The sequence below is a fragment of the Christiangramia oceanisediminis genome (assembly GCF_022570735.2).
Classification (GTDB): Bacteria; Bacteroidota; Bacteroidia; order Flavobacteriales; family Flavobacteriaceae; genus Christiangramia; species Christiangramia oceanisediminis.
On the sequence record NZ_JANCNS010000002.1, the window covers coordinates 1,056,854 to 1,079,305 of the forward strand.

A 22,452-nucleotide genomic window follows, 5' to 3' on the forward strand; every position below is an offset into this window, starting at 1 on the left:
AAGCTTTTACATAAAACACTGAAAAACAGATAATTTATTCGTATTTTATGACAAACCTGATCTATGAAAAGCAATAAAAACAACCCGACTTTCAAATCTTACAACAGGGATCCCAAGTTATATGATGAAATCTTTGATGAAAACGATGAGGTAAGAGAGACCTATAAAACCTTATTTGAATTATACAGTGAGCATTCGGCCAAGGATTTTGGAAAGCTCAATACTAAAGCTAAGGCTTCGTTTTTTAACCAGGGAATCACATTTCAGGTATATGGTGACCACGAAATAAAAGAAAAGATCTTTCCTTTCGACCTGTTTCCAAGGATCATCGACTCTGAAGAATGGGAACATATTGAAAAGGGTGTGCTTCAAAGAAGCCGGGCACTCAATGCTTTTCTCTGGGACGTCTATCACGACAAGAAAATAATCAAGGAAGGGATTGTACCCCTTGATCTCATTAGTTCTTCAGAAAACTATTTAGACCAGATGAACGGGTTTGATCCACCGGGAGGAATTTACAACCACATTTCAGGTACCGATCTAATTAAACATTCTGACGGAAAATATTACGTGCTTGAGGATAACATACGCTGTCCATCCGGAGTGAGTTATGTTGTTTGCAATAGAACTGCTTTAAAAAGAGCACTTTTTGGAGTTTTTAATCATTACCAGGCTTATACGGTGACTAATTATGCCGAAAATCTACTGGAGATCCTGGAAACCGTTAAACCAAAAGGAGTGGATGTTCCCAATTGCGTGGTGATCACCCCGGGTATTTACAATTCTGCCTATTACGAACATTCCTACCTTGCAAAGGCGATGGGTGTTGAACTGGTAGAAGGACAGGATCTGTTCGTAGAAAATGATTTTGTTTATATGAAAACCATTAACGGTCCGGAAAAAGTTGATGTGATCTACAGGAGAATTGACGATCAATTCCTGGATCCTTTAGAATTCAAACCAGATTCTGCCATAGGAGTGCCAGGTTTGATGGCAGCCTATAAAAAGGGCAATGTGTGTTTGGTGAATACTCCGGGAACGGGAGTTGCAGACGACAAGGCGATCTACACCTATATGCCAGAAATCATTAAATATTATCTGAAGGAAGATCCAATTCTTAACAATGTACCCACTTACCATTGCAGCAGGCCGGATGAGCTGGATTATGTCCTTAACAATATTCAGAATCTGGTGATCAAACCGGTAGATGAAGCAGGGGGCTATGGAATTTCTATTGGGAATAGGCTAAGCAGGGAAGAAATTGAAGAAGTGAAGCAAACGGTTAGTGCGAGTCCCAGGAAATATATCGCCCAGCCAATAATGTCTCTATCGGTTCATCCTACCTATATAGAGGATTCTGAATGTTTTGAACCACGACATGTAGACCTGCGAACCTTTACCCTTTTAGGCTCCAGTAAGGATTTTGTTCTGAAGGGAGGTCTTACGAGGGTTGCGCTAAAGAAAGGGAATCTAATTGTTAACTCCTCTCAGGGTGGTGGTTCTAAAGACACCTGGGTACTAAAAAACAACCAATAATTTATGTTAGCAAGAGTAGCCAATAACCTGTTCTGGATGGGAAGATATATAGAACGTGCAGAACATGTAGCCAGGTATTTAAATGTCAATTATTTTACTTCACTGGATGCCCCTAATGAATTGTCTCAATCAAGGCAATTCGTTTTGCAATCCATGCTTTTTATGGCCGATGATTTCACCCGTAACGAGAATGAGCTGAATGAAGAAGAGGTTCTTTTTGATATTGCTCTGAATCCGGATAAACAATTTTCGATCATAAATTATGTAAAGTTGGCCCGGGAAAATGCGAATAGCGCCAGGGACCTAATTTCCACTGAACTTTACGAAGCTATCAATAAGTTCTATCATTTTGTTCTGAACTACCCGGTTGAAAATTTCAAAAAAAATGGTCTTTATGACTTTAGTGTTCAGGTGACTGAAAATACTTCGATCCTTCGAGGAAAGATAAGAGGAACACTTTTGCACGATCAGGTTTATTCGATCATTATGCTTGGAGTGAATATTGAACGCGCCACCCAGGTGATTCGTATCATCAATTCAAAATACAAGGACGCAGAGATCGCACAGGGAAGCTACGGAGATACCTTGAAAAACAGTTACGAATGGACCACGCTTTTAAAGTGCGCGGAGTCTTATGATATGATGAGAAGGTTCTACCGCCAAACCCCCACCAGTATAACCACCCTCGAATTTCTAATTCTGAATACCGATTGTCCCAGGTCAGTAATGAACAGTCTTAATGAAGTTTGGGAACATATTAATGATCTTAGCCGTGAAAAACATCATTCTAAACACTCTTCGGCTTTTTTAATCGGAAAGGTTAGAGCCAAATACCGCTTTAAGGTAATCGAAGAGATCGAAAGCGATCTGCAAGCCTTTATTGAAAATATCCTTGATGATCTCAACGGAATTGGAGTAAAACTCGAAAAGGAATATTTTCATTATTAATTGATCAAAATGACTTTAATTTAAAAGCTTAAATTTTGGAGATGAACCTGGATTATAAAATACGCTATATCGCTAAAAACACTTATGAAAATAAGACCGATGGTGCACTATGGCAATTTTTGATCATTCCAGAAAACAACTATTCCCAGCAATTGATCTCTGATGAGTTTATCAATTCACTGAACATTCCTGTGGAAAATTCTATTAACGGTTACGGTTTTCGAACTTACCGGATCAGGCCCAGGCAATCTATCGAAGAAATCGTTTTTACCGCAGATTTTAAGATCATTAAAAAAGTAGAAAACATTTTCGAAAGAGTATCCCACGAGTATTCGAAAGATGAGTATACAAATTTAAGATCGCTGGAATTCCGTGCAGAAAATGATGTTTTTTTGAGATTTACCAATCTTACGAGCCTCCATCAAAAAGTAGATTTCGAGTTTGATGAAAGCATCACTTTATTTGAAAACCTTCAAAATCTAAATTCCTGGATTAAAAATGAGTTCACCTTTAAGACCAACGTTACCGATATAGACACAGATCTAAACCATATCCTGGAGATCAAACAGGGCGTTTGCCAGGATTTCACACATCTGTTTATTGCGATCGCAAAACAATTTGGAATTCCATCCAGGTATGTTTCCGGTTACCTGCATCAGGGAAATGGCTATTTTGGAGATTCACAGATGCACGCCTGGGTAGAATGCCATATTCCTGATACCGGCTGGATTGGCTTCGACCCCACCAATAACCTTCTAGCTGCTGAAGATCATATCAAGGTTGCCCACGGCAAGGATTATTCAGATTGCCCGCCACTAAAAGGCGTGGTCTATTCTTCAGGCAAAAATGAAACCGAATACAGCGTACAGGTTTCCGCTCAACAGCAACAGCAATAGTTAATAAGACCCGATTGGTGAACCATCCGGGATCTTGGGGACATTCAGTTCCAGTTTGAATTCCTCCGGCTCTTCTCTGAATCGGTTTATATTCCTGTACATTTCCTGGGAAACAGCATCTTTCCTTCCTCTTAACCAGTTAGCAAGCTCATCGATCGCTTGATTGGTTTCAGCACGAACCATGGGAGTTGCGTCATCATTAACCGCAAGGTTCAGCAGATGTTTGAAAACCACAAAATTGATGGTATGCTGTACCGCCTGCATATAGCTGTCTTTCTGGTCATTTTTGATAGTTCTTTCTATGGTTTCATTTAAAACCTGGGATAGTCCAGGCAGATCCTTATCAAGCGAATGCTGCTGAACGAGCCGCTCAGCCCTTGCCGGGTGCAAAAGCAATCCCATGCTCATATCGCTGGCGGTAGATGCCGCTCCAAGGGCGTCAAAGGCCACATTGGTATTGCTTTTAAAGGATTCCCGATCTCGTCCGTAGCCAAAAGCTCGCGGAGGAAACAGGGCCAGTTTTTCCTGAGGAATTGCAAGTTCTTCTGCAGTTAAGGTTGCTAGCACTCCATCCAGTGCTTTTTCCTGTAGATCTTTATCCAGGTGTTTAACGGTTTCTTCAGGTCCGCCCTTTACCGCATAGTTATATTCCAGGCCGCCGATCATCTTTACGGCTGCTTCGGTTTGATACCTATGGAAAAAATACAGCGGTACAAAAACATCTTCCAGGACAGAGTAAGGTTCACCCTGCCTGATGTTATCTTCTGAAAAAATACTGATCGCCCTTTTCCTGATTTCAAGAACCCTTTCAAGTTCATCTGCAGCATCCTGTGCATTATCCCATAGATGCGCAAAGGCATGAGCGCCACCAGAAGCACGCGCATCAGAATCGGTTATGAATTTTAGACCATCAAGACTGGCCTTTTCGAGTATAGAATTCAAATACTGCCTTTCCTCCATTCCTTCGGGAATATCACTGTAACTGTAATTCACAGTGACCTTATCCCACTCACCTATCCCTGTATCATAGGCATTCGTAAATTCGATCTCGCCGTTGTTCATTTCAAATTGAGGATGCGGATAGTCCATCACCGAAGCCCTGTCATTCGTACTGGCGGCGAAATTATGAGTAAAACCAATGGTATGCCCTACTTCATGTGCTGAAAGCTGACGAATCCTTGCCAGTGCCAGTTCCATCATGGGGTTATGATTTTTATCATCTTCAGCAAAAGGTTTGTTCATCATTGCCTGGGCAATCATAAAATCCTGGCGAATCCTTAAACTTCCAAGGCTTACATGACCTTTAATGATCTCCCCGGTTCTGGGGTCTACCACACTGGCACCATAGCTCCAGCCTCTCGTAGATCTATGAACCCATTGGATCACGTTATACCTAACATCCAGCGGATCGGCTCCCTCAGGTAACATCTTTACCTGGAAAGCATCCTTGTAGCCAATATTTTCAAACGCCTCGTTCCACCAGCGAGCTCCATCGAGAAGTGCAGATCTTACCGGTTCAGGAGTTCCCGGGTCAAGGTAGTAAATAATGGGCTCTACGGCTTCACTCACTTCAGCTTTGGGATCTTTCTTTTCAAGCCGGTGTCTAACCGCATATCTTTTTTTAATTGGTTCGTAAACCGGGGAAGCATAATCCATATATGAAATAAAGATTGCGCCGCTCCTGGGATCGAATATCCTTTTCTTATAATTATCATCAGGCAACTTCACAAACGAATGATGCTGCACCACACTAATGTTCTTGGAATCCGGAACCACCGAACCAACAGTCCGGTTTTTTGGCTCGCCTTCAAAAGTAAGTAAGGCCTCCAGTTCGATATTTTCAGGAAAAGCTTTGGTGCGATCCAGTGAAAGAGCACTTTTAGATTTTTCAAGTTTATAGGTTCCGTAGTTACCAGATTTAAGTTTATCGGCCACTCCGTGGGCATCCTGCATTAAGAACGGAGTAAGGTCGATAACGTAACTGTCTTCCTTTTCTTCTTTGATTTCGAAACCGAATAGAACCGATTTCCCAAAGGCTTCGGCTACGCTTTGCTTTTCAGCTTCATTCTCGGTTATGGCCCGGTAATCCAGGTTTGGCTGGATTAGCAAAAGTTTATTCCCGGCTTTTTGAAATTTTACGATCTTTTCGCCTCCCAGTTGGCCCCTGTCCAGCCCAATATCGTTCGAACCAACCCCGGAGGTTAAGAAATGTACATACAAAAACTCCATTTCAAGACTGTCGACTTCCAGGTAGAGTTCATCTTCTTTTTCGTTATAATAGAAATCGAAAAAGCCTTCGTATTTTTTTAAATTTTCTTTTTTCTCAAGGAACTGGGCACTGGCAGAAAGCGAAAAGCTGAAGGCCAGGAAAATAAGGAAAAATCTGTTCATGGGTAGTTTTATTATTGGCTTCTAAAACTATAAAATTATCGTTAAATACTTTTCCGAAACATGCTTTAATTCTATTTTTACAACAAATCAATCATGAATGATCACTACAGAAACTATTCGAGATCTTAAGGAGCGCCTGGTTGCGTTAAGGAGGTATCTTTGACATTGATGCCAAAAAGATCGAAATAACCAATATGGAGGAAAAGACCTTCGCCCCCGATTTCTGGGACGACCCTAAAAAGGCTGAACAGATCATGAAGGAGGTCAATTCTGAAAAAAGCTGGGTCGAAGATTTTCATAATGCGGAGACCCTTGTAGATGACCTCGAGGTCATCTATGAATTTTATAAAGAAGATGAAGCATCTGCCGAAGATGTCATGGAAAGACACCAAAAGGCAATAGATGTGATCGAAGACCTGGAATTTAAAAACATGCTTTCAGAAGAAGGTGACAATATGAGCGCTGTTCTGCAAATCACCGCCGGGGCTGGTGGTACCGAAAGCTGCGACTGGGCAGAAATGCTCATGAGAATGTATTTAATGTGGGCCGAGAAGCGCAAATTCAAGATTCGGGAGCTCAATTACCAGGCTGGAGATGTAGCCGGAATTAAAACCGTTACCCTGGAAATAGAAGGGGAATTTGCCTTTGGCTGGCTAAAAGGAGAAAATGGCGTTCACCGGCTGGTGAGGATCTCTCCATTCGATTCCAATGCCAAAAGACACACGTCTTTTGCTTCGGTTTATGTATACCCTCTGGTGGATGAAAGTATCGAAATAGATATCAATCCGGCCGAAATTAGCTGGGAAACCATGAGGGCATCTGGAGCAGGAGGACAGAATGTAAACAAGGTAGAGACCGCTGTTCGTTTAAGGCATGCTCCTACCGGAATTGTGATTGAGAATTCAGAGACTCGTTCTCAGCTTGAGAATAAGAATAAGGCGATGCAGCTTTTGAAGAGTCAGTTATTCGAAATTGAGCTTCAGAAGAGGCAGGCTCAAAGACGGGAAATCGAAGATTCCAAGATGAAGATCGAATGGGGCTCGCAGATCAGGAATTACGTAATGCATCCGTATAAACTGGTCAAGGATGTGAGAACCGGGGAAGAAACAGGAAATGTTGATGATGTAATGAACGGTGAGATTGACCAGTTCCTCAAATCCTTCCTGATGATGATGGGACAGAAAGAAGAAACGCCTTAATTTTTAATCAGGTTTTTATTACTAAGAATTATTAGTTATTTTATATAAAATTTAAAGTACATGTTAAGGATCTATCATAACGCGAGATGTAAAAAATCGAGAGAAGGTCTTGAAATATTGAAAAACTCTGGCAAGGAGTTTGAAACCAGGGAGTATCTAAAGGATACGCTTGACGAAAAGGAACTAACTGAATTAATTGATAAACTGAAGATCACACCTATTCAACTGGTTAGGAAAAATGAAAAGGTCTGGAAAGAGGAATATAAGCACAAAGATCTTAGTGACCGGGAGCTGGTAAGTGTGATGGTTAAAAATCCCAAATTGATTGAAAGACCCGTGGTGGAAACCGATAAAAATGCGGTGATAGGAAGACCGCCTTCAGAAATAGAAAAACTACTTTAAAAACTACAGAAAAATGAAACTTCAACACAGAATAGCTTTGATGGGTGTGGCAGCGGCAGCAGTGGCTGGTTTCGTTTATTCACAAATATATATCCACGAAAAAAATCGCAGAGAGATCAAAGAGGTCGCAGCCGAACTCGCCAATACCTGGAAACATCAGCTTAATCTCACAGAACATCAAACCGATCTTCTGGAAGATTCTATCATCGAGTACACCATCAAAAAAAATGAGATCATCAATTCCAGCCTGAGCATAGGAAATCAGATCGCAAAATTAAAGGCTATTCAGAGAAATGAACACAAGGCTTTACAGAAGTTCATGAACGATGATCAGTTCGAAAATTATATTTTTTTGAATAAACAGATCACGAAAAAATCCTGATACGCAATTTGTTATAGTTTTTATTTATTCTGTTTAACAAAATATTAACCGGTATCTATTAAACCATAGCAGCTTTAATTGGTCATAAAAGAAAAAATTGATAATGACCAACTTAAGGAAAGCTTGTCTAAGTCTGCTTTTGAGTTTACTCACCGCATTTGTACTTAACCTTCAGGCACAGGGCCCAGCCGAGCCCAGAGAATACACGATTACAGGAAAAGTAATAGATGACGAACTGGAAGTTCCTCTCGAATATGCCACAATCTCGGTGATCAACACCGAAAATCCTGAGGATCTCACAGGGGGAGTGACCAATGCTCAGGGAGAATTTTCTATAGAAGTTGAGGAAGGTGTCTACAACATTGTTGTGGAATTCATTTCTTATGAATCCAAAACCTTTAATAATAGAACCGTAAATTCTGATCTTAACCTTGGAACCATTAAACTCGGGCTTGGCTCTGAGAATCTGGACGAGGTAGTGGTCCAGGCCGAAACCACCCAGGTAGATGTGAGGCTGGATAAAAAGATCTATAATATAGGGAAAGACCTTACCACCGCCGGAGGAACGGTGAATGATGCCCTGAACAATGTACCGTCTGTTTCCGTAGATATTGAGGGTGGCATAAGCCTGAGAGGAAATGAGAATGTTCGTATTCTTATTAACGGACGGCCATCTGCAATGGCTGGATTTGGAGGGACCGATGTACTTGGACAGTTACCAGCCGAGGCCATTGAACGCGTAGAGGTCATTACCTCGCCATCTGCCCGTTATGATGCCGAAGGTACTGCAGGTATCATCAATATTATCCTTAGAAAGAAAGAGACACTTGGTTTCAACGGTTCTGTAACCCTGAACGGAGGTTTTCCTGAAAATGCCGGGATAAACGCAAACCTGAATTACCGTACCGATAAATTTAACCTTTTTACAACAACAGGTTATCGATATAATGAATCTCCAGGTAGCGGATTCTTCGATACGCGTTATTTTGATGTTCGAAATGACCCATTTCTTGATGGCCTTACCTACGACCGAAACGTGGAAGACAGGGACTACGACAGGATAAACAGGGGTTTCAATACCAATTTTGGTATGGAATATTATCTTTCAGACATGTCCTCGATCACCGGTGCCATTTTCTTCAGAACCGGAGATGACGAAGACCTTACTACAAACGTAAACGATTATTTCCTGGATGGAAATCCTCTCCTGGGATCTGAAAGGATCGAATTGGAAACAGAAGAAGATCGAAGCCTGCAGTTTTCCCTGAATTATATCAAAAGATTCGATAATGAGGGTCATGAACTTACGGCCGATTTTCAGTTTGAAGATGACAGTGAAGAGCAGGCAGCTTTTATTCGTGAACCAATTGTCTACAACAACAGCGATATCGAAAACGTGGAAATTCCAAGAGAAGAGACCACAACCGAAGAAACTCAGAAAGAATATTTGATTCAGGCCGATTATGTAAGACCAATTGGTGAAGAATCACAATTTGAAGCAGGTTATCGTGGAACTTTTGAAAATGAAATCACCGATTATGTACTCTACCAGGAAAATGCGAATGGTGAACTGGTAATCAATGAAAATCAAACCAACGTGTTCGATTATACCGAAAATGTGCAGGCGTTGTATACTCAGTACGGAACCAAATTTGGAGATTTCAGTTTTCTTTTAGGATTAAGACTGGAGAACACGAATCTTGCCGGTAAGATCGATTCTGAATTAACCGAAGAAGAACTGGAGGAAGAATTTTCATTTGATATAGATACCGATTTTGACAATAATTACCTTGGACTCTTCCCTACTCTTAACGTGATTTATGAAATAGCCGAAGAAGAGAATATTACCCTTGGTTACAATAGAAGGATCAACAGGCCTCGTGGCTGGTTTATCAACCCGTTCCCATCAAGAAGTAGTAGGAACAACATCTTCCAGGGAAATCCTAACTTAAGACCTGCATTTTCCAATGCTTTTGACATTGGTTATCTTAAGAGATGGGAAAAATTAACCCTTACCGGTTCGGTTTATTACCAAAGAGAAACCGATGCCTTTGAAAGGGTTCAGGAAGAAGTGATCATTTCAGGTCCTAACAATACCGATATTGAAGTAATTCGTAGTATCCCCTTTAACCTTGCCACCAATGACCGTACCGGTGCTGAGATTGGTGCCTTATACAACCCAACCGACTGGTTGAGGCTGAATGGTAGTGTGAATTTCTTCCAGTTCAAATTAGATGGAGAATTCAACGGAGTGGATTACAGCCAGGAAAACACAAGCTGGTTTGGAAGGTTTAGTTCAAAAGTGACCCTTCCCTGGAAAATTGACTGGCAAACCAATGCGTTCTACCGCGGAGCTTCAGATGAAGTTCAGGGAAGACAGGACGGGATCCTTTCAGTAGATATGGCTTTGAGTAAAGAGTTATTTAATGATAACGCTACCATTTCGGTAAACGTAAGAGACATTTTTAACGGAAGAAGAAGAAGTTCATACACCAGAACCGATTTCTTTGAGCAGGATAGTGAGTTCCAGTGGAGACAGGGACAAAATGTTAATGTTTCCTTTATCTACAGATTCAATCAGCAAAAGAAACGTCAGGAAAGGAGAGGTGAAGATCAGGACTTCGACGATGAAGGAGGAGAATTCTAAATTTAAATTAGCTGTTGGTTACAAAAAAAGGGACTTGAAAAAGTCCCTTTTTTTTATAGTTTTTCTTCTTTAGCTTTTTTTCTAGCTTCACGTTTTTCTTTGATCAACTCCCCAACCGAACCACCGATCCAGTAAGGTACAAATGCCATTAGAAAAATCATTAACCAGAATCCCATGGTAAGGATAACCAGGAACGCCAAGAAACCAAGATACTGATCGAATTCGAACATAGCTCTGAAAGTTTGATTTGAATCTGGTCAAAGATATGAAGTATGTCACGCTTATCACAAAAAAAAAGCCTTTTTTTGATCAATCCACTTTCCTGTAACAGCCAAATTATTGAACATTAAAACTTCACCTACCTGATTTCATTCAATTTTTAAAGGTTTTTTTAATCAAAGAAAACTGCTAAACCTTAACTTTGCGCGACAACCAATTTTAGGATTATGGATTATAGAATCGAGAAAGATACGATGGGGGAAGTTAAAGTTCCTTCAGATAAATTATGGGGTGCGCAGACTGAGAGGTCCCGCAACAATTTTAAAATAGGTCCGGCAGCATCAATGCCACTGGATATCATTTATGGCTTCGCCTACCTGAAAAAGGCAGCTGCTTATACAAACTGTGAACTGGGAGTACTTCCGGTAGAAAAAAGAGATCTTATCGCCCAGGTTTGTGATGAGATCCTAGAAGGAAAACATGATGACCAGTTCCCGCTGGTGATCTGGCAAACCGGGAGCGGTACCCAGAGCAATATGAACGTGAACGAGGTGATCGCCAACCGAGCTCACCAGCTGGCCGGGAAAACCATTGGCGAAGGAGAGAAAACACTTCAGCCAAACGATGATGTGAACAAGTCACAATCGTCAAACGACACTTTCCCTACGGGAATGCACATCGCGGCCTATAAAAAGATCACCAAAGTGACCTTGCCTGGTGTAAAGAAATTGAGAGATACGCTAAAGAAGAAATCAGACGAGTTTAAGAATACGGTTAAGATAGGCCGAACTCACTTTATGGATGCCACTCCCCTTACTCTAGGTCAGGAATTCAGCGGTTATGTGGCCCAGCTTGATTTTGGGATCAGGGCTCTTGAAAACTCACTACCTCATTTGGCAGAACTTGCTCTTGGAGGAACCGCGGTTGGAACCGGGCTTAACACTCCAAAAGGATATTCTAAACGTGTGGCCGAATTTATCGCTAAATTTACCGATATGCCTTTGGTTTCTGCAGGTAATAAGTTTGAAGCACTTGCTGCTCATGATGCCTTTGTGGAGACTCATGGCGCTCTAAAACAACTGGCCGTTTCCCTCAATAAAATTGGAAATGATATCAGGATGCTGGCTTCTGGTCCAAGAAGTGGTATTGGAGAGATCAATATTCCGGCTAATGAACCGGGATCTTCCATCATGCCAGGAAAGGTAAATCCTACTCAATGTGAAGCCTTAACCATGGTTTGCGCCCAGGTGATAGGAAATGATACCACCGTGAGTGTTGGAGGAATGCAGGGACAGTTCGAATTGAATGTCTTCAAACCGGTAATGGCAAACGCATTACTGCAAAGCGCTGAACTTCTTGGCGATGCCTGTGTTTCTTTTGAAGAACACTGTGCAAGAGGGATAGAGGCCAACGAGAGCCGAATCCAGGAACATCTAAATAATTCGCTAATGCTGGTAACCGCTCTTAATACCAAAATTGGTTATTACAAAGCGGCCGAAATTGCCAATACCGCTCATAAGAATGGAACTACTCTTAAGGAAGAAGCGGTGAATCTTGGGTATGTGACCAAGGAACAATTTGATGAGTGGGTAGATCCTAAAGATATGGTTGGAAATTAATTTTCCACTCTTTATAATTAAAAAGCCCCGCAAATTGCGGGGCTTTTTTATAGATATAATCCAGTTTTACTATTATTTTTTAGAGAAATACTTCTGGAATTTCCAGTAAGACAATGCTCCGAGCACTGCTATCACCGCTACCGCGTAATAAACAAAACTTGGTGTGATCACTTTATCCCCGCTGGCATATGAATGTAGACCGGAAAGATAAAAGTTCACCCCAAAATAAGTCATCATAATACTGGCAAAAGCGATAACTGCCATCAGGTTAAAGAACCATCTGCTTCGCAACCCGGGCACCAGCCTCATGTGGATCACAAAGGCGTAGATCATAATACTGATAAGCGCCCAGGTTTCTTTAGGGTCCCAGCCCCAGTAGCGCCCCCAGCTTTCATTCGCCCATTGTCCTCCAAGAAAATTTCCAATGGTTAACATTACCAGTCCAACCGTAAGAGCCATTTCAGTAATAACGGTGATCTCGTGAATATTGATCTCCATTTTTTTCTTATTCTTTTCGTTGGTAAGGATCATGAGGATTAGTGCTACGGCACCAAGGATCATTCCCAGTGTAAACGGACCGTAACTACCAACGATCACCGAAACGTGTATCATCAACCAATATGAATTCAATACAGGTTGCAGGTTGGCAATGGCCGGATCCATCCAGTTCCAGTGAGCGATCATCAGGATCATCGAAGTTACAAAAGCTGTGGAAGCAATAGTAAGGTTAGATTTACTTCCAAAAACAAGTCCAAATAACATGGTTGCCCAGGCCACATAGATCATCGATTCATACGCATCACTCCATGGAGCGTGTCCAGATATATACCACCTGGCTGCAAGGCCCAGGGTATGCACTACGAACAATACAATTATCGAGATAGCGCCTGCCTTGATAAGCCCTCGCATAAATTTATTATCCTTAAAAATCTGAACGATCACGAATACAAGCATTAAAAGTCCTGCAAGCATGTACATCCAGAAGAGATTTCTAAAGACATCATATTCGTTATAGAGGATTTCTGCTTTCACTTTATCTTCTGAAGGCATCACTTCTGAACCAAATTTTTCCTGGTAAGTATGAATACTTTCCAAATACTGTTCTGCTTTAGAATAATCTCCGGTTTCCCTGGCAGTTCTTAAAGCATTCATATAAAGCGGAAGTATTTGTTTCGCATAAACTGAGTCCATACCCGTAAGTGCAGACTCCTCTACCTCCGGGTAAGAAACCCATTTGTTGTTTTCATCATTAGGAATCGGGAATATTTTCAATACCTTCCCCTGCAAAGCCTGGTATAAAAGATTTACCTTTTTATCGGTTTCTATAAAATCCTTTTGAAATTTATTAGGAACCGCTGCCCTGTATGCATCTTCCAGGAAAGGTGATAATTTGTAAGAACCATCCTGGTTGAAAAAATCGGTAAGACTTAAATATTTTCTTCCCTCTTCAACATCCAGTAAGTGATGAAGGCTGTCATTCCTTTTCTGAACATATATAAGAGGTGCCTGGTACCAGAACACCGGATTTTCGGTCATTGAAACCAGCACCTGGTCTGAATTCAACCCGGCATATTCATCACTTTTGCTTAGTTTCCGAAGCAATTCTGAAGAATAGGTATTGGCGGGTTTCATTCTACCCCCGGCATCCTGGATGATAAGCCTTCCGAATTTTGCCGCATGTTCGAGTTTAACAGCATTCTCTTTGATAATACTATCTATCTGCCTTTTATTACTCTCTACATGATCATGCATCTCTTCCTGGGCATTCGCACCAAAGCCGAAACCTAGTATGATGGCTAAAGTAGCCAGGTTCTTTTTCTTTTTCTTGATCTTGGTAAGCGTACGATCCAGTTGCCCGAATCTGGAATTCTTATCAAAAATGATCCACATCAATCCAAAATATAGCAGGAAATAACCAATATAAGTAATCCAGGTACCCCAGAAATCATGATTTAGGGAAAGCACGGTCCCCTTTTCATCTGGTTGAAAACTGGACTGAAAAAATCGGTATCCTTCGTGATCTAAGACATGATTCATATAAATATCATAAGGTTGCGGTTCTTTTCCTTCCTCGACGATCTCGACCTTGCTTTTGAAGGATGCATACCCGGGAGTCTCCCTGTCTGCTGTTCCGGGATATTTTTCAGCGATAAAATCGTTCAGTTTAAGAGCGAATGGTAGTTCCTTTTCTATAGAACCATAATTAAGAAACAGTTCAAGGCCGGCCATTTCGATCTTCTGCGGATCGGCAACCGTACCCTGTCCTCCAAGTAAAGTAATAGTTTGAGATTCACCTCCAGAGGAAATTCGCAAAGTGACCGCATCCAGGTCTTCCTTGGTTTTTGGATTGGTAGGCACCACATCATACTCACCAACTATGGCAGGCTCGGGAATCACGAATTGCATATTCCCGATATTATAAAGCGAACGCAGCATCAAATCCTGAACAGAATCCTTTACCAGTTCCCCTTGCTTTTGATCGGCCATCCTCATATAAGTTCCTTCAAAGGGAGAATCGATCAAATATCGATCATCTTCAGTTAGCCTTAAGTTAATAGCGCCATCCTGTGGGTTGTTCAGTGTAAAAAGAACATTATGAATATTACTCACTTCCCCTTCCTTGATATAGTGGTCATGCCTGTTTCCGTCTCCGGCTTCTACTATCTTCAAATAGGTCTCTCCATCTTCAGTAGGCACCAGCGCCTCTTCTGCTCCATGGATAAAGTTGGTCACTTCGAATTTTACCGGTTGTCCGTTAAAGTCGGTGTTCAGCACATAATCGTTTTCAACTTCGGGACCAAACAGCACGTCTTCCTGTAAAACCCTCCTTCTGGGTTCTCCGTCGATTTCCCCATCCAGGAAAAAAGTGAAATAGGTTTCGTGGGTTAGATATTTGTTGGTGGTCTCTCCTTCACGTATTGGCATTATCCCTTCATGACTAATATATCTTGTCACAAAAGCACCAATGAGGATAAGGATAAAGGACAGGTGAAGTACCAGTGCACTCCATTTTTCCTTTTTGTAAAGTTGATATCTGCTAATATTCCCAAGGAAGTTGATGAGAAGGAATACCATAATCCCTTCGAACCACCATGTATTATAGATCAATATTCGGGCGGTTTCAATACTGTACCAGCTTTCTATAAAAGTTCCCATGGCCATGGCAATGGCAAAGACGATGAATAAAACGGCCATGATTCGGGTAGAAAAAAGGATTGAGGCTATTTTTTTCTGCATGAAAGAAGTGTCAATTTAAACGGCTGCAAATTTAACGATTTATTATCAGTTTTACAGGCAATAGCCGGGCCAATATCCTGTGGACGAATGTTAATTTAAACTGCATAAAAATTTTGGTATTTTAGCCGCATGATCAACGTGGTTATAATCGGCGCCGGTAACGTGGCAGCACATTTATATCAAAACATCACAGCGGCAGATGGCCTTGAGGTTTTACAGGTGTACAATCGTACGGCAGAGCATCTTAGCTTTGTAAAAGATCTGAAAAAAAGGTGTACCAGACTTGAGGATCTGGAAAAAGCTGATCTCTATCTCATCGCAGTCAAGGATGAAGCCATAGAGGAAATAGCTGGAATTTTACCCGATTTTGGCGGGCTGGTAGCTCATACTTCGGGAAGTCAGCCACTGAAAACCCTTTCAAAATTTAAGAATTTCGGTGTTTTTTATCCGCTTCAGACATTTTCAAAAAATAAAGAAATTAATTTCAGAAACGTTCCGCTATGCCTGGAGGCCAATTCAGCCGAAAATCTCGAATTTCTGAAAAAAGCAGCCAGTAAACTCAGCGACAAGGTATTCGAGGTAAATTCTGAACAGCGAAAAGCCCTGCATCTTTCTGCGGTTTTCGTGAACAACTTCAGCAATCACATGTATGCCCTGGCTGCAGAATATTGTAAGCTAAATGGCCTGCCTTTTAAGATCCTTCAGCCTTTGATCAAGGAAACGGCGGCAAAGATCGAAACGCTTCCGCCCTATTCGGCTCAAACGGGACCGGCTCTCAGAAATGATCAAAAGACCATTCATGATCACCTGGAAATGCTCGAGGTAGATCAGAAAAAAATCTATACTATATTAACCCAATCTATACAGAAATTGCATGGAAAAAAGCTATAAAGAACACCTCAACCAGATCACCACCTTTGTCTTTGATGTAGATGGGGTACTCACCGATGGAAGTATTCAGATCTCTACCAAGGGGGAATTATTAAGAACTATGAACACCAAGGATGGATACGCCATGAAAATGGCCCAGAAAGCAGGATATACCGTATGCATCATCAGTGGTGGAAAGAACGAAGGCGTACGAGCCAGGTTGAGAGACCTTGGAATTACCGATATTTACCTTGGAGTAGATGACAAAGTGGAACAAATGGATGAATTCTTTGATATCTACCAGATCAAACCCGAGCAGGTGTTGTACATGGGAGATGACATTCCAGATTACTACCCAATGAAGCTGGTTGGCCTGCCCTGCTGCCCCCAGGATGCAGTCCCAGAGGTTAAAGAGGTTTCACTTTATGTTTCCCATAAAAAAGGCGGAGAAGGCTGCGTTCGTGATGTGATCGAACAGGTGATGAAAGTACAGGGGAAATGGGTAGAAAAATCCTGATACATGCTTAAATTCCTTAAACTAATTCGGGCTGGAAACCTGGTTTTCATAGCTCTTACCATGTACCTGATCAAATATGGCCTGTTTGAACCCTTTGGTGTAGCGGTTACTTTGAATTTATTCGGATTCTCGTTGCTGGTTCTTGCCGTGGTTTGCGTGGCCGCATCGGGTTACGTGATCAACGATATCTTTGATGTAAAGGCTGACCTGAAGAACAAACCAGAGCGTACCATTATTAATAATGGCATTTCAGAAAAAGTAGCTTATCGAATCTTCTTTGCCCTAACCATCATTGGAGTTGGCCTGGGATTCTACCTTTCCAACATGATAGGACGCCCCGGGTTTTCAGGATTCTTTATTTTTGGATCGGCTATTCTTTACCTATATAATTCACAATTTCAGCAAAGCATCCTTATTGGGAATATTTTGGTAAGCATCATTGTAGGCCTGGTACCGGTAGGTGTTGGGCTATATGATCTCTTACCAGCCATTACTGAACAGAATCAGCCAACACAGTCGACTATCTTTTCAATTTTGATCGATTATTCCATATTCGCCTTTATGATCAACTTTTTAAGAGAAGTGGTTAAAGACCAGGAAGATATCGATGGCGATTATAATGCAGGTTACAGGACCCTGCCGATCGTTCTGGGAAAAAGCCGAACCAACAAGATACTTTTCGCGCTGGCTCTGGTTCCCCTAGGATTCCTGGTATTTTACATCTATAAATACCTTTTTGAGCATATAACGGCAGTGATTTACTGCCTGGTTTTACTGGTAGGTCCGCTACTCTATTTCTTAATCAATATCTGGTCTGCTGAAAAGAAAAAAGAATACACCCGCTTCAGCCGGGTTCTAAAAATGGTGCTTTTCTTCGGACTTGTTTCCATAGGTTTATTACAATTCATTTTAATTTAGATCCAATGCTGCAGGACAGTTTAAAGAACATAGAGATCATCCTGGCTTCAGGTTCCCCTAGGAGACATAAATTCTTTGAAGAGCTCGAAATACCGGTAACTATAGATGTAAGACCTGTAGACGAAGTCTTTCCTGAAAGCCTTAAAAAGAAGGAGATCACAGATTACCTGGCTAAATTAAAGGCTTCGGCCTTTAAGGACTTAAAAGAAAACCAGGTGCTTATCACCAGTGATACCATCGTCTATAATGACGGGAAGGCCATGGGAAAACCAAACAGCCGAGAGGAAGCCATCCAAATGATCGAATCTCTTTCAGGGAAAGCTCATGAAGTGATCACATCAGTTTGCTTCACCACCAGCGAAAAACAACTGGTTCTTAATAACACCACCAAAGTATTTTTTTCGGAACTGGAAAAAGAAGAGATCCAATTTTATGTGGACAAATACAAGCCTTACGATAAGGCGGGGGGCTACGCCATACAGGAATGGATTGGCCTGATCGGGATCGAAAAGATCGAAGGCAGTTATTTTAATGTGGTTGGCCTGCCCACCCATTTGGTTTATCGAACACTGAAAAAACTGGCGAATTCCTGAAATTTGTAACTTTAAGAAAAAATCATGCGGCTCATCGGCAGTATTTTGTTCTCGGTCTTTCTTTTATATTCCTGCGGAAATAACGAACCGCGGAAAACAGATTTCCGGCTTTCAGAAGAATTCAAGGATTACTGGTATTCCGGACAGGCCGAAATTACCTCTTATAGTCTTGAGCAATCCAGGTACGGAGAGATGCGCCAGGGTGAAGCCGTGCTAATTTTTGTTACTGAAGATTTCCTGCCGCAACAGCAGGTAAAGGCAAATACCCAGGATCCGGAAAATACTTCGGTCCTAAAACTGAATTACACCAAGAACTTTCTCACCGGGATCTATCCCTACAGTATCATGCAGAGCACTTTTTACCCATTGGACGGGCAGGAACATGCGCTAAAAGTTTCAGCCTCCATACAGGAATGGTGCGGCCAGGTGTATATGCAGCTGAACAACCGAAGTGAATTCGAAATCACCAGTCATTCCTATTTCCAGGGGGAGGCAGATCAGGATCTTCAGCTTGGGAAAAGCCTTCTCGAGAACGAGATCTGGAACCAGCTAAGGATCGATCCCGATGAGCTGCCATTGGGAGATGTGGAAATGATTCCTTCATTCGAATACCTGAGATTAAGCCATAATCCTACAAAGACATATTCGGCTTTTGCTGAGATTTATACGGTAGACGACCTTAATATTTACCGGCTTAATTACCCTGAACTAAAAAGAGAATTAAAGATCTTTTATAGCAGGAGTTTCCCGTTCAGCATCGAAAAATGGGAAGAAACCTACCCATCAGGATCGGGTGAGAATTCTAAATTACAAACAACCAAAGCTGAAAAAAAAGGACGTATTCTTAGCGACTACTGGAATAAAAATTCGAATAAAAATCTACCTTTACGCGAAAAACTGAACCTGGATTAATGTACGAGTTTCTAACATCCTACCGATACGAATTAAGCTATACGCTTGCGTTGATCATCTTCTTGATGATCATACAGTTTCTAATGAAAAAAGCGGCCAACAAGGTTGGTAAACGAAGTGAGATCAATATCACCCGTACCAGGCTGATGTTCAAATACATCAATATTTTGGTCTTCCTAATCGCGGCCTTTCTTTTGGCGCTGGCATGGGGAGTTGGGTTCACCGAAGTATCCCTTGTTTTCTCATCTGTATTTGCAGTTATTGGAGTGGCGCTTTTTGCCATCTGGTCCATCCTGAGCAATATTACTTCAGGGATCATCATGTTCTTCTCTTTTCCTTATAAGATTGGGGACACCATAAAGATCCACGATAAGGATATTCCTGTGGAAGCGATGATCGAAGATATCAAGGCATTTCATTTACATCTTCGTACTCCTGATGGCGAGCTTATCACCTATCCCAATAACCTTATACTTCAAAAGGCCGTTTCCCTTATCGAAAGGGATAAACGACAGGATGATGGTAAGGAAGCTTTGTAATTTGTAAAAGAAGCCAATTTATTCCCGGCTGCGAATAGAAAGTTTTTATATTTGGTAAAATCACAATCCTGATGCGAAATTCGTTTTTTGCTTTTATCCTGCTATTTTCCTGTTTTGCTAGCGCACAGGCTCCCGAGAAATGGAGCTCAGCCGATATTTATCAGCATATTGAAAAGTTGAATTTTCTAGGTTCGGTCCTTTATGTGGCCGCTCATCCCGATGATGAGAACACCCGTTTGATCTCCTACTTTTCGAATGAACGAAATGCACGAACAGCCTATCTTTCCCTTACAAGAGGGGATGGTGGACAAAATCTTATAGGTCCCGAACTAAGGGAGCAACTGGGATTGATTAGAACTCAGGAACTGCTTGCGGCCAGGAGAATAGATGGAGGCCAGCAATTTTTTACCAGGGCTAACGATTTTGGTTATTCCAAGAATCCGTCTGAAACCCTTCAGATCTGGGATAAGGAAAAAGTACTTGCCGATGTGGTTTGGACCATCAGGAAATTCAGGCCAGATGTTATCATAAACAGGTTCGACCACCGTACCCCGGGAAGCACTCACGGGCACCATACCTCCTCGGCCATTCTTAGCGTGGAAGCTTTTGAGATAGCAGGAGACCAAAGCGCTTATAAAGATCAACTCGAGTACCTTAAAGCCTACCAGCCAAGACGACTCTTTTTCAACACTTCTCCGTGGTTCTATGGCGGAGATGAAGCTTTCAGCGAAATGGACAAGTCAAAATTCATGGATTTCGATACAGGAACTTATTTTCCACTAAAGGGACTTTCAAATCCTGAAATCGCATCTCTAAGTCGCAGTCAGCATCGCTCACAGGGATTTGGAAGCTCCGGAAGCAGGGGCGAACAAATGGAATATCTTGAGCTTATTAAGGGTGATATGCCTAACAAGGAAGTTGGGCTATTCGAAGGTATCGATACTTCCTGGAATCGTATAGAAGGGGGAGAAAAGATTGGAGATATACTGTATAAAGTCCAGGAGGAATTTGATTTTGAAGATCCTTCAAAAAGCCTGGCTGAACTGGTTGAGGCTTACAGGCTGATTCAGCAACTGGAGGATGCACACTGGAAACAGATCAAAACACAGGAGATAAAGGAGATCATCTATGCTGTTTCCGGTCTTTACCTGGAAGCAGTAGCAGCAAAACCATCGGCAGTACCTTCAGAAGATCTTTCGGTCACCCTGGAAACTATTAATCGAAGTGATGCGGGCATCACGCTGAATTCAGTAGAACTTACCCCTAACAATTCCAGGATTCAGCCAATGGTCAACCTCGAAAACAATAAAGGCTGGAGCAATACTATGAGTTTTAAGATTCCTCAAAATGCAGAATATACCTCGCCATACTGGCTCGAAGAGGAAGGAAGTATGGGAATGTACCAGGTGGATGAACAGGAACTAATTGGCCTGCCTGAGACCCCGCTTAAGACAAAGGCAACTTTTAACCTTGTGATCGAAGGAGAATCCATAAGTTTTGATAAACCTATTGTCTACAAGTATACCGATGAAGTTTTTGGGGAAACCTACGAGAACTTTGAGATCGTTCCGCCGGTATCCATAAGTTTTCCGGAAGATGTTCTCATCTTCAACAATAATGAATTCAGGGACGTTATAGTAAATGTTAAGTCTTACAAACGAGATTTAAAAGGCCAGTTAAAGCTTTCCGCAGGTAATGGCTGGAAGATAGAACCGGTTGAAAATAAATTTTCGATTCAGCAATCGGGTGGTTCGGCCAGCTTAAAATACCGCATCACTCCTCCTGATGATCAGGATGAAAGTCAATTGGTGCCTGAAGCAATTATCGATGGAGTTTCTTATGATAAAAAACTGGTAGAAATAGCCTATGATCATTTCCCAGACCAGAATCTTATAGTGCCCTCAGTTTTAAGACTGGTTAAGCTTGATATCGAGAAAAAAGGACAGCATATTGCCTACATAGAGGGAGCCGGGGATATAGTTCCCAAAAGTCTCGAGCAAATAGGCTACAAGGTGAGCATGCTGGCACCAGAAGCCATCACGAAGAATTCCCTGCAAAAATACGATGCAGTGGTAGTTGGGATAAGGGCATATAATATTGTGGAAGCCTTAAAATACAAACAACAGATTTTATTCGATTATGTAAAAAACGGAGGAACCATGCTCGTTCAATACAACACCAGCCGTGGCCTTTTAGTTAACGACCTTTCTCCTTATAATTTAAGTCTTTCAAGGGACAGGGTGACCGATGAAAATGCAAGGGTAAGCTTCCTGTCTCCCGAACATCCGGTCTTGAATACACCAAATAAGCTCAGCCAAAAAGATTTTGAAGGTTGGGTTCAGGAACGCGGACTTTATTTTCCGGGGAGCTGGGATGAGAATTTCACCCCTATCCTGAGCATGAGTGATGCGAACGAAACTGAAAAACAGGGAAGTCTACTCGTGGCGCAATACGGAGATGGATATTATATTTACACAGGATTGAGCTTTTTCAGGCAGTTTCCCGAAGCAGTTCCGGGAGCTTTCAGGCTGTTTGCGAATTTAATCTCTATAGGAAAATAATGGAAGAAAAGCCCGAAACCTACCACTGGAAAAAAAGTTACACGCTTGTTCTTATTGCAAATGCAC

The 22,452-nt window shown here is 41.7% G+C and carries 18 protein-coding genes; 15 read left to right on the top strand and 3 right to left on the bottom strand.

Translation table 11 applies throughout. The annotated features are described in order from the left end of the window. Window positions 1–63: 63 nt before the first annotated feature. Genes MKO06_RS12265 through MKO06_RS12275 form a run of 3 tightly spaced genes read left to right on the top strand, consistent with a single transcriptional unit; the run spans window position 64 to window position 3,380 of the window. Window positions 64–1,536, top strand: a complete 1,473-nt coding sequence (locus MKO06_RS12265) for a circularly permuted type 2 ATP-grasp protein (protein WP_241551439.1) — start codon at window positions 64–66, stop codon at window positions 1,534–1,536. A 3-nt stretch (window positions 1,537–1,539) separates the two neighbouring features. Then, a complete protein-coding gene (locus MKO06_RS12270; protein WP_241551440.1) occupies window positions 1,540–2,484 on the top strand; it encodes an alpha-E domain-containing protein in 945 nt (314 codons plus the stop codon). A 41-nt stretch (window positions 2,485–2,525) separates the two neighbouring features. Next, window positions 2,526–3,380 (top strand): transglutaminase-like domain-containing protein, encoded by an 855-nt coding sequence (locus MKO06_RS12275; protein ID WP_241551441.1) that lies wholly within the window; start codon window positions 2,526–2,528, stop codon window positions 3,378–3,380. Here MKO06_RS12275 and MKO06_RS12280 read toward each other — a convergent pair whose 3' ends face one another. Further along, entirely contained in the window at window positions 3,381–5,771 is a 2,391-nt protein-coding gene (locus MKO06_RS12280; RefSeq protein WP_241551442.1) for a zinc-dependent metalloprotease, read from the bottom strand. It lies immediately after the preceding gene. 97 nt (window positions 5,772–5,868) lie between these two features. Between MKO06_RS12280 and prfB the strand changes: the two genes are divergently transcribed. The 4 genes from prfB (at window position 5,869) to MKO06_RS12300 (ending at window position 10,401) form a co-directional block, all read left to right on the top strand. Then, window positions 5,869–6,970 (top strand): peptide chain release factor 2 gene (gene prfB / locus MKO06_RS12285; RefSeq protein ID WP_241551443.1). Its coding sequence is split into 2 segments (ribosomal slippage): window positions 5,869–5,931 and window positions 5,933–6,970, totalling 1,101 coding nucleotides; the frame shifts between segments, so codons are not numbered across the junction. A gap of 60 nt (window positions 6,971–7,030) precedes the next feature. Then, entirely contained in the window at window positions 7,031–7,372 is a 342-nt protein-coding gene (gene arsC / locus MKO06_RS12290) for an arsenate reductase (glutaredoxin) (protein WP_241551444.1), read from the top strand. Between the two features lie 13 nt (window positions 7,373–7,385). After that, on the top strand, window positions 7,386–7,754 hold the full coding sequence (locus MKO06_RS12295) for a hypothetical protein (protein ID WP_241551445.1): 369 nt from the start codon (window positions 7,386–7,388) through the stop codon (window positions 7,752–7,754). Between the two features lie 103 nt (window positions 7,755–7,857). Further along, complete coding sequence (locus MKO06_RS12300; protein WP_241551446.1) at window positions 7,858–10,401, top strand: TonB-dependent receptor; 2,544 nt, start codon at window positions 7,858–7,860, stop codon at window positions 10,399–10,401. A gap of 53 nt (window positions 10,402–10,454) precedes the next feature. Here the strand turns inward: MKO06_RS12300 and MKO06_RS12305 are convergent, their stop codons facing one another. Then, window positions 10,455–10,631 (bottom strand): hypothetical protein, encoded by a 177-nt coding sequence (locus tag MKO06_RS12305; protein WP_241551447.1) that lies wholly within the window; start codon window positions 10,629–10,631, stop codon window positions 10,455–10,457. Window positions 10,632–10,847: 216 nt separating this feature from the next. Here MKO06_RS12305 and fumC point away from each other — a divergent pair, with 216 nt between their 5' ends. Continuing rightward, on the top strand, window positions 10,848–12,239 hold the full coding sequence (gene fumC, locus MKO06_RS12310; protein WP_241551448.1) for a class II fumarate hydratase: 1,392 nt from the start codon (window positions 10,848–10,850) through the stop codon (window positions 12,237–12,239). Window positions 12,240–12,311: 72 nt separating this feature from the next. Here the strand turns inward: fumC and MKO06_RS12315 are convergent, their stop codons facing one another. After that, entirely contained in the window at window positions 12,312–15,476 is a 3,165-nt protein-coding gene (locus MKO06_RS12315; protein ID WP_241551449.1) for a cytochrome c biogenesis protein, read from the bottom strand. A 129-nt stretch (window positions 15,477–15,605) separates the two neighbouring features. On the opposite strand from MKO06_RS12315, the gene MKO06_RS12320 reads away from it, so the two are divergent. From MKO06_RS12320 to MKO06_RS12350, 7 genes are all read left to right on the top strand, one after another. Then, window positions 15,606–16,367: a Rossmann-like and DUF2520 domain-containing protein gene (locus tag MKO06_RS12320; protein ID WP_241551450.1), complete on the top strand. Its 762-nt coding sequence runs from the start codon at window positions 15,606–15,608 to the stop codon at window positions 16,365–16,367. Further along, window positions 16,351–16,863, top strand: a complete 513-nt coding sequence (locus tag MKO06_RS12325) for a KdsC family phosphatase (RefSeq protein ID WP_241551451.1) — start codon at window positions 16,351–16,353, stop codon at window positions 16,861–16,863. Before MKO06_RS12320 ends, MKO06_RS12325 begins: the two co-directional genes overlap by 17 nt. A 3-nt stretch (window positions 16,864–16,866) precedes the next feature. Next, a complete protein-coding gene (locus MKO06_RS12330; protein ID WP_241551452.1) occupies window positions 16,867–17,781 on the top strand; it encodes a geranylgeranylglycerol-phosphate geranylgeranyltransferase in 915 nt (304 codons plus the stop codon). A gap of 5 nt (window positions 17,782–17,786) precedes the next feature. Beyond that, window positions 17,787–18,374 carry a Maf-like protein gene (locus MKO06_RS12335; protein ID WP_241551453.1) on the top strand — a complete coding sequence of 196 codons (588 nt, stop codon included), beginning with the start codon at window positions 17,787–17,789 and terminating at the stop codon, window positions 18,372–18,374. Between the two features lie 24 nt (window positions 18,375–18,398). Further along, window positions 18,399–19,286, top strand: a complete 888-nt coding sequence (locus MKO06_RS12340; protein ID WP_241551454.1) for a septum formation inhibitor Maf — start codon at window positions 18,399–18,401, stop codon at window positions 19,284–19,286. Continuing rightward, a complete protein-coding gene (locus MKO06_RS12345; RefSeq protein WP_241551455.1) occupies window positions 19,286–19,825 on the top strand; it encodes a mechanosensitive ion channel domain-containing protein in 540 nt (179 codons plus the stop codon). The genes MKO06_RS12340 and MKO06_RS12345 overlap by 1 nt, the downstream gene beginning before the upstream one ends. Before the next feature lie 71 nt (window positions 19,826–19,896). After that, entirely contained in the window at window positions 19,897–22,386 is a 2,490-nt protein-coding gene (locus MKO06_RS12350) for a PIG-L family deacetylase (protein WP_241551456.1), read from the top strand. The last annotated feature ends 66 nt before the right edge of the window (window positions 22,387–22,452 follow it).

Bases quoted from the DNA above. Each gene is read 5' to 3' on its own strand.
- MKO06_RS12265 (WP_241551439.1), top strand. From the start codon at position 64: ATGAAAAGCAATAAAAACAACCCGACTTTCAAATCTTACAACAGGGAT.
- MKO06_RS12270 (WP_241551440.1), top strand. From the start codon at position 1,540: ATGTTAGCAAGAGTAGCCAATAACCTGTTCTGGATGGGAAGATATATA.
- MKO06_RS12275 (WP_241551441.1), top strand. From the start codon at position 2,526: ATGAACCTGGATTATAAAATACGCTATATCGCTAAAAACACTTATGAA.
- MKO06_RS12280 (WP_241551442.1), bottom strand. From the start codon at position 5,771: ATGAACAGATTTTTCCTTATTTTCCTGGCCTTCAGCTTTTCGCTTTCT.
- arsC (WP_241551444.1), top strand. From the start codon at position 7,031: ATGTTAAGGATCTATCATAACGCGAGATGTAAAAAATCGAGAGAAGGT.
- MKO06_RS12295 (WP_241551445.1), top strand. From the start codon at position 7,386: ATGAAACTTCAACACAGAATAGCTTTGATGGGTGTGGCAGCGGCAGCA.
- MKO06_RS12300 (WP_241551446.1), top strand. From the start codon at position 7,858: ATGACCAACTTAAGGAAAGCTTGTCTAAGTCTGCTTTTGAGTTTACTC.
- MKO06_RS12305 (WP_241551447.1), bottom strand. From the start codon at position 10,631: ATGTTCGAATTCGATCAGTATCTTGGTTTCTTGGCGTTCCTGGTTATC.
- fumC (WP_241551448.1), top strand. From the start codon at position 10,848: ATGGATTATAGAATCGAGAAAGATACGATGGGGGAAGTTAAAGTTCCT.
- MKO06_RS12315 (WP_241551449.1), bottom strand. From the start codon at position 15,476: ATGCAGAAAAAAATAGCCTCAATCCTTTTTTCTACCCGAATCATGGCC.
- MKO06_RS12320 (WP_241551450.1), top strand. From the start codon at position 15,606: ATGATCAACGTGGTTATAATCGGCGCCGGTAACGTGGCAGCACATTTA.
- MKO06_RS12325 (WP_241551451.1), top strand. From the start codon at position 16,351: ATGGAAAAAAGCTATAAAGAACACCTCAACCAGATCACCACCTTTGTC.
- MKO06_RS12330 (WP_241551452.1), top strand. From the start codon at position 16,867: ATGCTTAAATTCCTTAAACTAATTCGGGCTGGAAACCTGGTTTTCATA.
- MKO06_RS12335 (WP_241551453.1), top strand. From the start codon at position 17,787: ATGCTGCAGGACAGTTTAAAGAACATAGAGATCATCCTGGCTTCAGGT.
- MKO06_RS12340 (WP_241551454.1), top strand. From the start codon at position 18,399: ATGCGGCTCATCGGCAGTATTTTGTTCTCGGTCTTTCTTTTATATTCC.
- MKO06_RS12345 (WP_241551455.1), top strand. From the start codon at position 19,286: ATGTACGAGTTTCTAACATCCTACCGATACGAATTAAGCTATACGCTT.
- MKO06_RS12350 (WP_241551456.1), top strand. From the start codon at position 19,897: ATGCGAAATTCGTTTTTTGCTTTTATCCTGCTATTTTCCTGTTTTGCT.